Origin of the sequence: Hyphomicrobium sulfonivorans, assembly GCF_013306565.1 — a bacterium.
Lineage (GTDB): Bacteria > Pseudomonadota > Alphaproteobacteria > Rhizobiales > Hyphomicrobiaceae > Hyphomicrobium_A > Hyphomicrobium_A sulfonivorans.
Window position 1 is genome coordinate 58256 of sequence record NZ_PZPO01000001.1, and the last position, 13335, is coordinate 71590.

Annotated in this window: 16 protein-coding genes; 10 read left to right on the forward strand and 6 right to left on the reverse strand. The window is 61.5% G+C overall.

Translation table 11 applies throughout. The annotated features are described in order from the left end of the window. Positions 1-11: 11 nt before the first annotated feature. Both C6Y62_RS00275 and C6Y62_RS00280 read left to right on the forward strand, forming a co-directional pair. On the forward strand, positions 12-695 hold the full coding sequence (locus C6Y62_RS00275) for a Fe2+-dependent dioxygenase (RefSeq protein ID WP_173952338.1): 684 nt from the start codon (positions 12-14) through the stop codon (positions 693-695). Positions 696-722: 27 nt separating this feature from the next. After that, entirely contained in the window at positions 723-1532 is an 810-nt protein-coding gene (locus C6Y62_RS00280) for a tetratricopeptide repeat protein (protein ID WP_173952339.1), read from the forward strand. A gap of 142 nt (positions 1533-1674) precedes the next feature. On the opposite strand, the gene C6Y62_RS00285 is transcribed toward C6Y62_RS00280, so the two are convergent. Beyond that, on the reverse strand, positions 1675-2793 hold the full coding sequence (locus tag C6Y62_RS00285; RefSeq protein WP_246274196.1) for an alpha-hydroxy acid oxidase: 1119 nt from the start codon (positions 2791-2793) through the stop codon (positions 1675-1677). A gap of 164 nt (positions 2794-2957) precedes the next feature. Between C6Y62_RS00285 and C6Y62_RS00290 the strand changes: the two genes are divergently transcribed. From C6Y62_RS00290 to C6Y62_RS00325, 8 genes are all read left to right on the forward strand, one after another. Then, positions 2958-3623, forward strand: a complete 666-nt coding sequence (locus tag C6Y62_RS00290; RefSeq protein WP_173952340.1) for a Crp/Fnr family transcriptional regulator — start codon at positions 2958-2960, stop codon at positions 3621-3623. 99 nt (positions 3624-3722) lie between these two features. After that, the gene (locus tag C6Y62_RS00295; RefSeq protein ID WP_173952341.1) at positions 3723-3929 is read left to right on the forward strand and encodes a YgaP family membrane protein; all 207 of its coding nucleotides are present in this window, start codon (positions 3723-3725) and stop codon (positions 3927-3929) included. A gap of 42 nt (positions 3930-3971) precedes the next feature. Then, positions 3972-4412 carry a YeeE/YedE family protein gene (locus C6Y62_RS00300; protein ID WP_173952342.1) on the forward strand — a complete coding sequence of 147 codons (441 nt, stop codon included), beginning with the start codon at positions 3972-3974 and terminating at the stop codon, positions 4410-4412. A gap of 2 nt (positions 4413-4414) precedes the next feature. Next, positions 4415-4855 carry a DUF6691 family protein gene (locus tag C6Y62_RS00305; RefSeq protein ID WP_173952343.1) on the forward strand — a complete coding sequence of 147 codons (441 nt, stop codon included), beginning with the start codon at positions 4415-4417 and terminating at the stop codon, positions 4853-4855. 11 nt (positions 4856-4866) lie between these two features. Next, entirely contained in the window at positions 4867-5757 is an 891-nt protein-coding gene (locus tag C6Y62_RS00310) for an MBL fold metallo-hydrolase (protein ID WP_173952344.1), read from the forward strand. Between the two features lie 33 nt (positions 5758-5790). Continuing rightward, positions 5791-7455, forward strand: a complete 1665-nt coding sequence (locus tag C6Y62_RS00315; protein ID WP_173952345.1) for a bifunctional protein tyrosine phosphatase family protein/NAD(P)/FAD-dependent oxidoreductase — start codon at positions 5791-5793, stop codon at positions 7453-7455. Then, a complete protein-coding gene (locus C6Y62_RS00320; RefSeq protein ID WP_068463894.1) occupies positions 7455-8237 on the forward strand; it encodes a sulfite exporter TauE/SafE family protein in 783 nt (260 codons plus the stop codon). Before C6Y62_RS00315 ends, C6Y62_RS00320 begins: the two co-directional genes overlap by 1 nt. A gap of 223 nt (positions 8238-8460) precedes the next feature. Further along, positions 8461-9081, forward strand: coding sequence for a hypothetical protein (locus C6Y62_RS00325; RefSeq protein ID WP_068463891.1), 621 nt, complete (start codon positions 8461-8463; stop codon positions 9079-9081). A 278-nt stretch (positions 9082-9359) separates the two neighbouring features. On the opposite strand, the gene C6Y62_RS00330 is transcribed toward C6Y62_RS00325, so the two are convergent. From C6Y62_RS00330 to C6Y62_RS00350, 5 genes are read right to left on the reverse strand one after another with little or no spacing between them, the layout of a single operon-like run. After that, positions 9360-10196, reverse strand: coding sequence for a VWA domain-containing protein (locus C6Y62_RS00330; RefSeq protein WP_173952346.1), 837 nt, complete (start codon positions 10194-10196; stop codon positions 9360-9362). Next, positions 10193-11203, reverse strand: a complete 1011-nt coding sequence (locus C6Y62_RS00335; RefSeq protein WP_173952347.1) for a YVTN family beta-propeller repeat protein — start codon at positions 11201-11203, stop codon at positions 10193-10195. Before C6Y62_RS00335 ends, C6Y62_RS00330 begins: the two co-directional genes overlap by 4 nt. Before the next feature lie 9 nt (positions 11204-11212). Continuing rightward, positions 11213-11740: an SRPBCC family protein gene (locus C6Y62_RS00340; RefSeq protein WP_417999887.1), complete on the reverse strand. Its 528-nt coding sequence runs from the start codon at positions 11738-11740 to the stop codon at positions 11213-11215. 25 nt (positions 11741-11765) lie between these two features. Then, a complete protein-coding gene (locus tag C6Y62_RS00345) occupies positions 11766-12746 on the reverse strand; it encodes a vWA domain-containing protein (protein ID WP_173952348.1) in 981 nt (326 codons plus the stop codon). Next, positions 12743-13333, reverse strand: coding sequence for a hypothetical protein (locus C6Y62_RS00350; protein WP_068463879.1), 591 nt, complete (start codon positions 13331-13333; stop codon positions 12743-12745). The genes C6Y62_RS00345 and C6Y62_RS00350 overlap by 4 nt, the downstream gene beginning before the upstream one ends. Positions 13334-13335: the final 2 nt, after the last annotated feature.

Sequence of the window (13335 nt, forward strand, 5' to 3'; positions counted from 1 at the left end):
GAGCCCCCAAAATGCTCGTGACCATCCCCGATGTTCTCTCAGCCGACGAAGTGGCGCACATCCGCAGCGTGCTTGAGAGCACCAATTGGGTCGATGGTCGCGTCACCGCCGGCGATCAGGCGGTGAAGGTCAAAAACAATCTGCAAGTTCCGATCAATTCACCTGAAGCGCAGCAGTTGGGGCAGATCGTGCTCGGCGCGCTCGGCAAAAATCCCAAGTTCATGTCGGCCGTGCTGCCGCTGCGCGTGCTGCCGCCGATGTTCAACCGCTACGATGAAGGCATGACCTTCGGAGCACACGTTGACGGTTCGATCCGCGCTCTGCCCGGAACCGGCGAGCGCCTGCGCACCGACGTATCCTCAACGCTGTTCCTCACGCCACCGGAAGATTACGACGGCGGCGAACTCGTCGTGCACGACACATACGGCACCCACACCGTGAAGCTGCCCGCCGGCCACATGGTCGTCTATCCCGCCACCAGCCTGCATTCCGTCACGCCGGTGACCCGCGGCAGCCGCTGGGCGTCGTTTTTCTGGTCGCAGTCGATGGTGAAAGATGACTGGCAGCGACACATGCTGTTCGATCTCGATCAATCGATCATGCGCATCCGCGCGCAAATGCCCGACGACGATCCCGCCGTCGTCAGCATCACTGGGCACTATCACAACCTCATCCGCGCCTGGGCCGAAGTGTAAGCAGCAAAGCGTAAAGCGAGTTCCGTCATGCGTGAGATAGCGTTCCACACCGAAGTCGGCGCCCCGCAAAAATATCGCCCGCTGTATGTCAGCATTTACGCCGATGACGACAATGCGGCCGCCGCCGCTCAGCAGCAGCAAACAGGCCCCGATACACTCACGACGGAAGAACTCGCGCAGCAGGGCTCGCCCTTCGCGCAGTTTCTGCTCGGCCACATGTATCTTTCCGGCCAGGACAAGCCGCAGGATTATGCCGCCGCCTATCATTGGTTTTCACGCTCTGCCGCTTCCGGCCGCGCCGACGCGCTGAACATGGTCGGGCGCTGTTACGAATGCGGCTGGGGCGTTGCAATCGATCGCGCTGAAGCCGCCCGCTGGTATCGTCTCGCGATCGAACAGGGTCATGCCTGGGCCATGTTCAACCTTGCTTCACTGATGCTTCAGGGCGCAGGCGTAACGCAGGACGCGGAAGGCGCATTGGCGCTGTTCGTGCGCGCCGCGCGGCTGGGCAACATCAAGGCCATGAACATGATCGGCCAGTACCGCGAGGATGGCTGGCGCGGACGGGTGCGGTTGCGCGCCGCTGCCCGTTGGTATCAGCGCGCTGCGGAAGGCGGCTGCTTCCGCGGGCAATATAATCTGGCGCGTTTTCTTGCCCGCATGGGACAAACCGAAACCGCCGCCCAATGGCTGCGCGTGTCGTTCGCTGCTGCTCCGCCGCAGTTCTGCCGCGAGGTCGGAGAAATGCTGGCCAACCATCCGGACGCGAACCTGCGCGACGTCGCGCGTGAGGCATTGCTCCGCGCCGAAACATTGGCGCGTCATCCCGCAGCATAAATCCGAAGACGTTTTTTCGGCGTTTCAGCGCGCACTCATTCGGCGCGCTGCTATCACCCACAAGAATGACACGCATGCAGGTGGCCTGCGAAATTCTGCCGAGCCTGCATCGTAAACGCCGGGCAGCGCGCTGACGCCGTGGCTACAGCTTGAGTTGCAGCGGGTCGGTCACCAACAGATCCCGCCCCGCGTCGCTCAGCGTCCGGCAGCCAGTCAGCGCCATCGCCAGTTCAAGCTCATCGCGCAAGATACGCAGCACATGCGCCACGCCGCGTACGCCTGCAACCGCGAGCCCGTACACGATCGGGCGCCCCACCATCACCGCTGACGCCCCGCACGCGATGCACTTCAACACATCCGTGCCCCGCCGAATGCCGCCATCCACCAGAACGGGCGCGCGGCCCGCAACGCGGTCGACGATGCGCGGCAGCACGGTGAATGTCGGCGGCAGCGTATCCAGCGTACGCCCACCGTGATTGGAAACGATCAGCCCCGCCGCGCCATGCTCCAGCGCACGTTCGGCATCGTCAGCGTTCAGAATACCTTTGAGTATGACGGGAAGCGATGTGTTCGCCGCCAGCCATTCGATGTCGCTCCACACCGCCGCGATCGGCAGGAAGTGCTCGAAAACCACGCTCTGCAGAGCGGCAGAGGGCACATGCTGCGCATAGTCGGCGAGATTGACCGCGCTCATTCCGTCCGGCAGACGAAAACCGGCCCGCTGCTCGCGGTTGCGCGCACCGCTGACCGGCGCATCAACCGTAACCACGATGGCTTCATATCCGGCAGTCTCCGCGCGCCGCACCAGATCCAGCGTCGCCGCTCGATCCGGTTGCATGTAAAGCTGAAACCAGATGCGCGGACCGGCGGCAACGGCAATATCCTCCAGCCGCATGCTCGCCAGCGTGCTGACAACAAACCCCGCGTCCAGCGCCGCTGCAGCAACCGCTGTTGCTTGCTCGCCATCGGGATGCGCCAGCATCTGGTGCGCAACCGGCGCAACCAGAATCGGATGCTCGAATGTCTTTCCAAACAGCTCTACGCGTGTGTGCCCACCCTTGCCATGGCGGAGCACGCGCGATTCCAACCCGACACGGTCAAACGCTTGCCTGTTCCAGCGGGCGGTTATTTCATCCGCCGATGCGCCGGAAAAATACGCCCATGCGTTGGTGTCGAGCGTCTCGCCCGCGAAGCGCTCGTAGTCACTGAGGCTGACAATTCCGTTCGGAATATCCGCCAATGTGGGCAATGTGTCGGTCAAGCGATGTGTCTCATGTCAGCAATGCGCGACGCATATTTGGCATCACAACCACCGCAGCGCCAGTCAATAGTCAGTGCGCAAGCACGCTGCATATGGGCTGACAGACAATCGCCCGCACCCTATTTTGTGAAGCGATCCATTGGCTCTAAACATCGGCAGCAACCATGCATTCTGAAGATTGGGTGTCTCATTTTCCAGGGTTGCACAGCCTTCCCGACGACATTCTTTCTGCCCTCATCGCCAGCAGTCGCGTTGTGCAGCTTCCCGCCGGCACGCGAATATTCGGACCGGGACACGCGCCGGACGCATTCATTCTGATGTTGCGCGGAACCGTGCGCGTGCAGCAGGTTTCCGACACCGGCCGCGAGATTGTGCTGTATCGCGTTTCAGCCGGCGATAGCTGCGCGCTGACGACCGCGTGCCTGATGGGCTATGATGACTATCAGGCTGAAGCATTGGCCGAGACCGATGTTGCCGCCGTCGCCATTCCGCGCGCAACGTTTGACGACATTATCGCGCGCTCGCCAGAGTTCCGCCGCTTCGTTTTCACCGCCTTCAGCCGTCGCGTCACCGACCTGTTCCGTGTCATTGAGGAGGTCGCGTTTGCGCGCATCGATGTGCGGCTGGCCCAGCGACTGCTGGAGCGCGCCAACACCGCTGGCCACATCGAGCTGACGCACCAGCAGCTTGCCGCCGAGCTTGGCACCGCGCGCGAAGTGATCAGCCGCCAGCTCAACGAATTTCAGCGCCGCGGCTGGATCACTACCGCCCGCGGTGTCATCGACATCACGCAGCCCGAAGCACTGCGCCAGCTTGCCACAGCGCCGTAGCGCCCGGTTTCGACACTGCGGGGCAAACCCTGTGACTTGGTCACATACGGTCCGGCGCCCAGCCAGCTATCCAGTATCCAACAGACTGGAGATGCGGCCATGATCATGAACATTGGAAACTGGGACCGAGCCCTGAGAATTACTCTGGGGCTGGTGTTGCTTTCGCTTGTGTTCCTCGGCCCGCAAACGCTGTGGGGCCTTGTCGGCTTCATTCCGCTGCTCACCGGGCTGGCTCGCGTTTGCCCCGCCTATAGCATTACCGGCGTCAGCACTTGCGGACAGCGATGCGCAGGCCCCAAATCCTGATCGAACTTCGCTCGCAGTCGCAGCTGGCCAAAGGACGCCCAGATGGATCAGATACTCGCAGCCAACAGCGCGCTCGCCGCAACAATTGGCGGCGTTCTCATTGGCCTGTCGGCCGTACTGCTGATGGCCACCACGGGGCGCGTCGCCGGCATCAGCGGATTCGTATCGCGCTTGCTGCCGCCTTACGCCGATGACGCGTTTATCGCGCGCATCGCATTCATCGCGGGGCTGGTCGCAACACCGCTAATCTACAGCTTCGCAACTGGTCACGGCATTGGCATTTCAGTTTCCAGCAGCGTGCCGTTGCTGATCGCAGCCGGATTGCTGGTCGGCTTTGGCGCCGTGCGCGGTGGCGGTTGCACCAGCGGTCACGGCGTCTGCGGCATCGCCCGCCTTTCGCCGCGCTCAATCGTTGCGACGCTCGTGTTCATGGCAACCGCTGTCGCAACCGTGTTCATCGCCCGCCACGTGATCGGAGGCTGAAGATGCAGATCATCTTTTCATTTGTTGCAGGACTTCTGTTCAGCCTGGGGCTTGTCGTCTCTGGACTGATCAATCCCGCCAAAGTGCAGAACTTCCTCGATCTAGCCGGCACCTGGGACCCCAGCCTCGCCTTCACGATGGCCGCCGCCATTGTAACGACGGCAATCGGCTATCGGCTGGCGTTTCGTAATTCCAGGCCGCTGTTCGCTGACGCGTTCCAACTGCCGACAGCTAAGGCCATCGACATTCGGCTTGTAGGAGGCGCGGCAGTGTTTGGCATCGGCTGGGGCCTCATCGGCTTCTGTCCGGGTCCAGCAGTGGCGGCACTGGCAACCGGATCGACATCGGCCTTCATCTTCGTTGGCGCCATGCTGGCCGGCATGTTTCTGGCCCGCACACTCGAACGGCCATCTTCCCCATCTGCTCCGCAGACAAAAATTTAGTGGAGGTCACCATGAGCATTCCCCACACCGTCGATCTCAGCGTGAAGCCGCAGATCACTGCGTTCTTCGATGAACCAACCAACACCATCAGCTATGTGGTGAAAGATCCGCATTCGAACGCGTGCGCCATCATCGACAGCGTCATGGACATCGACTACGCCGCCGGACGCATCGCCTATGAGTCCGCGGACGAGATCATCGACTTCGTCAAAAAGAACGATCTCAAGGTCGAGTGGCTGATCGAGACGCACGCCCACGCCGATCACCTTTCAGCGGCGCCGTATATCCAGAGCAAGGTCGGCGGCAAGCTGGGCATCGGCGAGAATATCAAGATCGTGCAGCAGGTGTTCGGCAAGATCTTCAACGAAGGCACCGAGTTCCAGCGCGACGGCAGCCAGTTCGATCGGCTGTTCAACGATGGCGATACGTATCAGATCGGCTCGATGACCGCGTTCGCCATGCTGACGCCAGGCCATACGCCCGCATGCATGACGCATGTGATCGGTGACGCCGCCTTCGTGGGCGACACGCTGTTCATGCCCGATGGCGGCACCGCCCGCGCCGACTTCCCCGGTGGGGATGCCCGCACATTGTTCCGGTCCATCAAACGGGTGCTCGAACTGCCGCCGCAGATGCGTCTGTTCATGTGTCACGACTATGCGCCCGGCGGCCGCGAGATCAAATGGGAGACCACGGTCGGCGAGGAGCGCGAGCACAACATCCACGTCCGCGACAGCGTTACCGAGGATGAGTTCGTCGCCATGCGGGAGGCCCGGGACAGCACGCTGGAGCTGCCGAAGCTCATCATCCCGTCGATCCAGGTCAACATCCGCGGCGGAAATCTGCCCGAGCCCGATGAATCCGGCAAACGGCATCTCAAGGTGCCGATCAATGAGCTATAAGGTCCTCCAACATAGCAGAGGAGGAAGCACGCCATGGCCAAGGAGCTAACTGGGGAACTGTCGGTCGCGGGGCAGATCAGCCCCGCCGAGATGACGGATCTGGCGGCCGACGGCTTCCGGTCGATCATTTGCAACCGGCCCGACGGCGAAGGCGCCGATCAGCCTTCGTTTGCCGAAATTGCCGCTGCCGCGGCTGCCGCCGGGCTTCAGGCTCGCTATGTGCCGATCACCGCTGGCCAGGTGAGCGACGCCGATGCCACCGCGTTCGCAGCGGCCCTGACCGAACTCCCCAAGCCGGTGCTCGCCTACTGCCGCAGCGGCACCCGCTCCACCATCCTCTGGGCGATGACCGAAGCTGGCAAGCGTCCCGCCGATGACATCGTCAACCGCGCCCGATTGGCCGGATACGATGTCACCGGCGTGATGCAGCGCGTGGCCAAGGACGGTGCGGCCGCAACGGATAAGCCCGTCGCCAGCCACGATATCGTTATCGTCGGCGGCGGCGCGGCGGGCACTGCGGTTGCAGCAAGCCTTCTGCGCCGTGCTCCGGACCTCGACATCGCCGTCATCGATCCGGCCGAAACCCATTACTATCAGCCCGGCTGGACGATGGTCGGCGGCGGAATTTTCAGCGCCGAGTCGACTGCGAAATCGATGGCCTCAGTGCTGCCGGGGCGCGTCACCTGGATCAAAGCTGCTGTCGCCAGCTTCTCGCCCGAAACCAACAGCGTTCTGCTCGAGGGCTGCCGCGCGATCCGTTACAACCACCTCATCGTCTGCCCCGGTATCAAGCTGAACTGGAACGGTGTCGAGGGTCTCAGCGAAACTCTCGGCCACAACGGCGTGACATCCAATTACCGCTACGATCTGGCGCCCTACACGTGGGAGCTGGTGCGCAATCTGAAATCCGGCAAAGCCATTTTCACTCAGCCGCCGATGCCGATCAAATGCGCCGGCGCGCCGCAGAAAGCGATGTATCTCTCTGCCGACCACTGGCTGCGCACGGGACACCTTAAGGACATCGACGTCAGCTTTTACAATGCGGGCGGTGTGCTGTTCGGCGTGCCCGAATATGTCCCTGCACTGATGAACTACGTCGAGCGCTACAACGCGCAGCTCAAGTTCAATCACAATCTCATTGCCATCGATGGTCCCGCACAACGGGCCTGGTTCAAGAAAACCGGCCCCGATGGTGCAACGGAAACGGTCGAAACATCGTTCGACATGATCCACGTCTGCCCGCCGCAGCTTGCACCGGATTTCATTCGCGCCAGTCCGCTGGCCGATAGCGCCGGATGGATCGATGTCGATCACGCCACGCTGCGTCACAAGCGCTTTGCGAACATCTACGGATTGGGTGACGCCGCCTGCACGCCGAATGCAAAAACTGCGGCGGCGGCCCGCAAGCAGGCGCCCGTCGTGGCAGAGAACATCCTTTGTGACAAAGGTCGTCTCACGATAGTTCGCGCCTATGATGGCTATGGTTCGTGTCCACTCACCGTCGAGCGCGGCAAGATCGTGCTGGCCGAGTTCTGCTACGGCGGCAAGGTCACGCCCACATTCCCGCGCTTCGTCATCGACGGCATGAAGCCCTCGCGCACTGCGTGGCTGCTCAAGGCGCGGCTGCTGCCGCCGATCTACTGGCGCGCGATGCTGAAGGGCCGCGAGTGGCTGGCTAAACCGAAAGACTTTGCCTGATGCTGCAAGACCTGCTGGCGACCGCTTCCGGCGTGCTCGTTGGCTTTGTGCTGGGGTTGGTGGGCGGTGGCGGATCCGTGCTCGCCGTCCCCCTGCTGGTTTACGTGGTTGGTGTGCCCTCACCGCATGTTGCAATTGGCACCAGCGCTGTTGCGGTGGCTGTCAGCGCGCTGGCAAATCTTATCGGCCATGCGCGTTCCGGCCATGTGAAATGGCCATGCGCGCTGGTATTCGCCACCGCCGGTGTCGTTGGCGCCGCTATCGGTTCAACACTTGGCAAGCAGTTCGATGGCCAGAAGCTGCTGACGTTATTTGGCGCGCTGATGATCGCGATAGCGGCCTTCATGTTCTGGAACCGCAATACCGAGGGCGATATCAGCGTTCGCCTCACGTCCGGTTCCGCGCCCAAACTGATGCCCTGGCTACTGGCCTATGGCAGCGGCGTCGGCGTTCTTGCAGGCTTCTTTGGCATCGGCGGCGGCTTCCTCATTGTGCCAGCCATCATGGCCGCCACCGGCATGCCGCTCATCTTCGCCATCGGATCGTCGCTGGTTTCGGTGTTTGCATTCGGCCTGACAACCGCGGGCAATTATGCCGTGTCCGGACTTATCGACTGGGAGCTGGTGGCGTTTTTCATCGGCGGCGGCATAGTCGGTGGGATTTTTGGTCAATTTGCTGCGCGCGCCTTAGCCTCAAAAAAGCAACTTCTGGCTACTATGTTCGCGATGTTCGTCGCTGGAGTCGGTGCCTATGTCGTGTGGCGCGGTCTCAGCGGGACGTAACGGTGCGATCGCATGGCATTTCAATGCGCGAGCGGCGAAAACTGCGGATTGCACGTCGATACTACCGCGCGTGGTTAACGGCAATAAAACCTACCTTAAGCTGCATTCACCGTGACCCATCTTTGCCACCATTTCCGGTCTTATTGCCACGACCTGCCGAGACAATATGTGCCAGCGTCGACCCCAGTCCAGAAACACAAAACCAAATAAGAGCTTGAAAAATATGCGCACTACGCTTGCCGTTGTAACCCTTCTCGTCGGCGCGACGGCCGCCGCCGCTGACTGCACCAAAGAGGTAAACGACGCTTTCGCCAAACTCCGCGAGTCCTCCGCGTTCCGGATGCAGACCAAGATCACCAATGCGCAGGGCAGCCTGACGATGAGCAACGACTACGTGCTCCCTGATCGCATGCACCAGACCGTGTCCATGGAAAAGGGCCCCGGCAACATGGAGATGATCCTCGTCGGCGATAAGGCCTGGAGCAAGCAGGAGAATACCGGCTGGGCCGAGATGCCGCCGAATTTCGCCAGCTCCATCGCCAAGCAGATGAAGGAAACCGTCGCCGAGCCGCCCAAGGACGTTCAGGCCTACGAATGCCTCGGCGATGTCGAGTTCGAGGGCAAGACCTACAAGGGCTTCAAAGCCAAGCTGGCTGCCAAGGAAGGTGCTCAGGCTCCGGGGGAAGCCAACGTGCAGACGGTCTATGTCGATAAGGATCTCGGCATTCCGGTGCGTAACATTGTGACCTCCGAGAAGGAGCCGGACAAGCTGCTGTTCGACGGCAAGTTTGAGCTTCGCGACGGCCTGAAGATTGAACCGCCGAAGGTTTCAGACGCACCCTGATGCGATTGCGCCTGAGTTGAAGTTGAGCACGCGTTCAAACGCTCGCTCAACCCGGCCAAGCTCAATGAAGATGACGAGGCTCGCGCGGCACCCGCCACGCGGGCCTTTTTTGTTAGGCGGGCAAGGAGGGCGGCTTTATCCGGTCCGCCGACGCCGTCGATTGCAGATCGGTTGCCAAGATTCTCGGAGTGTCCGAAACACGCGGAGCGCAGAAAACACTCCGGGGACGGCTGGCGGCCGATTTGAAGCTATGGCGCCGGGCCAGATCGGCTTGCGGGTCAGCGATGCACGGTGCTGCTGTTGAGAGCTTCGTTGTTCAGCAGCTCCGGCGTCACATCGCTCACCATCGGGCAAGCCAGCGTTGTTTGCAGCGCGTCGATCACCTGCTCGGCCGTATCGGTCGCGGCATAGATGCCACCGGTCTCATCGGCCAGACAGCGGGATTCAAAACTGCCGCCGGGGCCGATCGCACTCGCAATCTGATAGCTGATGACGTGAACGGTCGTCTGCGCGCCCTCATCACGCAGCGCCTGCGCCAGTGCGCACGGAGAACCGCCGCACGTTTCCTCGCCATCCGTCAGCAGCACGATCGTCACCGGCCTGTTGCGGAAATCGAGCACCTCGGCCGCCCGCCGCACCGACGTGGTCAGCGGCGTTTTCCCGTCCGGTTGCAGCCGGTCGATGCGCGCCATGATTTTGTCGGCAGCATCTTCCGAGGGGCGCAGTTCCAGCGAAATGTTGCTACAGGCATCACGCCGGCCAGGGCCGTAGGTGATCAGCCCGATGTGCCGACGCTTGGAGACCTGTGGCAGCACATGGGCCAGAGCTCCGCGCACGGCATCAATGCGGCGGAGGCCGGATTTTTCGCCGGAGGATGCCGCCATCGAGCGCGATGCATCAAAGACAATCATCACGTCTTCGGTGCAGGGCTGCTGCGCCTGCAAACCACCGGAAAACGCAGCTAGCGCACCAAGAGCGACCGCAACCCGGGCCGCGGATGTCACCCCTATGCGACGACCGACCGATCGGTAGCGCTGAAGCGAAGGGAAATGCGTAACGCTCTGAGAAGACGAGCCAACAATCTGTTCGAAAGGTTCGCCCCGATCAGCTGTCACGGCTGGGCACCGCCACTTGCATCAGGTGTCGCGCCGTCGCCGACCCGGCCAACCTGAGGAACCACCGCCAGCGCCCGAGCGCCGCCGCCCGTCGTGATGCGTTTCACTTCCTTGCCGGTGGACATATCCAGTACCGACACATCGCCGGAGAACCAGTTTGCAACGTAGGCTTTCCGGTCGTCGGGCAATATCGCAACGCCCTCCGGGAAGCGACCAACCTTGCCGGTCGCAACGGATTTCAGCGTCTCGGCGTCAATGATGCTAACCGAGCCCGCACCCTGGCTTGCGATCAACACTTTCTCGCCGTTGCGGCTGGTGGCAAGCCCATATGGCATCGGCCCGGTAGGGATAGTGGCCTCAGTCCGCAGCGTTTTGATGCTGACCACGGAAACGTTCGCGCTCTGCACATTGGCGACGTAAACACGCTGGCCGTCTGGCGACGCGGTCAGGGCGAATGGCGCCTTCCCAACCGGGATAGTCGCGACGACGGCGAGCGTCGTCGTATTCAGAATGCTGAGCGAATTACCTTCGCGATTAGCAACGAACACCAGCGATCCGCCCGGGCTCGCAACGATACCGGCAGGTGAATGCCCCACCGGCGCGCGGCGCAGCACCTGGCCATCAGCCGGGTTCACGGCGGTCACGGTATTCGCATTCCAGTCGCTGACGAAAAGCGTGCCATCGCGGCTGACGGTGATGCCGAACGGAGTGCCGTCGAGCTTGATCGAGCGCACGACCTTGCGTGCTGCCGCATCGATCACCGAAATTTCGGATCGCTCGGGGTGGGTGACGTAGAGCGCTGATCCGGTCGGATCAACCGCTATTCCAGCCGGTGCAAACGCCACCGGAATGCTGGCGACGACTTCGTCAGAACCAGCATCGACGACGCTGACCGTCGCCGCGTCCTGATTGACAACGAAGACCAGCACCTGATCGTTAGCCGCGAATACCGGCACCGCAAAGAGCAATGCCATCAGCCCATAAATCAGGCGCTGGATCTTCTTCATGCTGTCTACTTACTTCGCTTCGACCTTGGCCTTCAGGCCGTTCAGGCCTTCGGTGATGTAGTCCTTCATTGCCTTGATGGCCGCAGCGTCATTGCGGTCAGGCGCGGGCTCGTTGCCGGTGTCGGCGCGATAGAAACGGCCCATCCACTTGACGGTGCTGCCACCATCTGCGCCGGGCTTCACGGTGATCTCAGACGTGTACGAGCTGACCGGAAGCACATCGACCTTCTCGCGGTTGAGGCGGTAAAGGTAGGTCATTTCCGTATCGCTGTAGTAGTCGAGACCTTCTTCGAGCTCACCGCCGTTCTTGAGCGTGATGGTGCGGGTTGCGCCGGAATCGACACCACCCTTGCCTTCGCTCTTGGTCAGAGCCGGATTCCAGTTAGCGATGCCGCCGAAGTCCTTCACGACCGACCATACTGCGTCTGGAGGCGCTGCAATCTCTATGCTTTCCTCAACCTTCTGCGGGGTTGGGCCGTGGGCCCATACAGGCGAGGCAACCAGAAGGGCAACAAGGGCGGGCATGAGAGAGCGCAACAAACTCATATAGTCTCCTGTGGGTTCAAGTTGTGTTGTGTACAGAACGAATTGGCGCCCTGAACGCACTCACCGCTGCAATTCCATAAAGCAGAGTGAGGAGCGCAAGTGCCAAGCTGCCGGGAATGATGCTCACATCGACCGAACGTTCCAGAGAACGGGCATGGGCCGCTTTGATGAACTCATTCGCCAAACTGCGATCATCGCCAAGATAGGCGTAAGTCAGGCCAGTAACGCCTGCAAGCTTTTTGAGATACTCTTCTCGCACGATCGCAAGATGTTCTTTGTTGTTAACTATGGCGTTGCCGAACGGTGCCCACTTCGGGTGATAGCCCGGCCGGGATTCAGCATCCGGCGGCGGCGGACCTGAACGGTTTTCCTGCGGAATATCCTGCATGGAATAAACGCCGATCTCACGACCATCGGCATCGTACTTCAGCAGGCGCGAACTGGTGTGGCTGCCGATGCCAACCACAAGCCCACCCACATCGCCGGGCTTGCCTTCATAGGGCTCAAGCCCGCTATACGGCAGCGGCGGCAACTCATGGCCGTCAGTGATAAAGATCAGATCGGCCTTATCGCTGTGAGCGATGCTCAGCGCGCTGAAAAGGCCCTTGGAAACGAAGCTGTCGCCCTGCCAACCCATGCGCCAGTGAATGTGCGGAATTGAATCGTGCAGCGCCGAGAAGTTTGCGCACACTTCAACCGGCTCATAGAGCACGAACGTGCGCCGCTCGGTAAAAACGCCCAGCCCCGCTTTCGAACCGCACGGAAGCTGCGCCAGCGTATCCTGGATTGACGCCTTGGCCACGTCGAGACGGCTTGCCGGTTCGCCCGCAAGCTTCACGTCGCGCGTGTTCATGCTGGTGGTGATGTCGACGACGAACATCACATCATAGGCCTCGCGCTGCAGCATGATGCGCGGCACGAAAATGGCCAGCAGCGTCAGCAGCAGCGCACCGGCCGCAAGCCACGTCCGCGGATCTTTGAGAGCGGGCAGTCTCATGGCAGGCCCTGCGGCGTGCCGGGAAGATCAGACCAGAGCTTTTCCGGCGTTTCCAGCGGGTCGTCCTTGTCCTCCGGAACGGCCTGCGGAAGATCGCGCACCAGACGCATCGCAACGTCCAGATTGTGCTTGGCGTCCCAGTCTTCCGGATCGATACGCAGCGCGCTGCGATACTCAGCTTTTGCTAGCTGAACGAGAGGAATAGCCTTGTCGAAGTTGCCCTGCTCGATCGACCTGATGGCAACGCGCATCCGCGAGTTTGCCATGTTGTAGAGCATCCGCGCATAGCCGGCCGGTTCTGCCCGCAATGCAGCCTGATCCAGATACTGCTGAGCATCATCGAAATGGCTGCGCTTGAGAAGGAACGACGCGCGCGCTTCCAGCAGTGCCGGCGGAGCTTCAGCAGCATCGACAGCCAGATCCTTGCCGGAGCGCAGAGCGGCGATGTCGGCGTTGATCATCTGCTTGTCGACGTACATCCAGCTCGACAGCGCCAGAACAGCGGCGCTGATGGCAAGCACGGTGCCCAGCACGGCAGTCTTCATGCCGCCGAGCGTTTGCAACAGGCCACGTAGGGCTTTCGTCATGT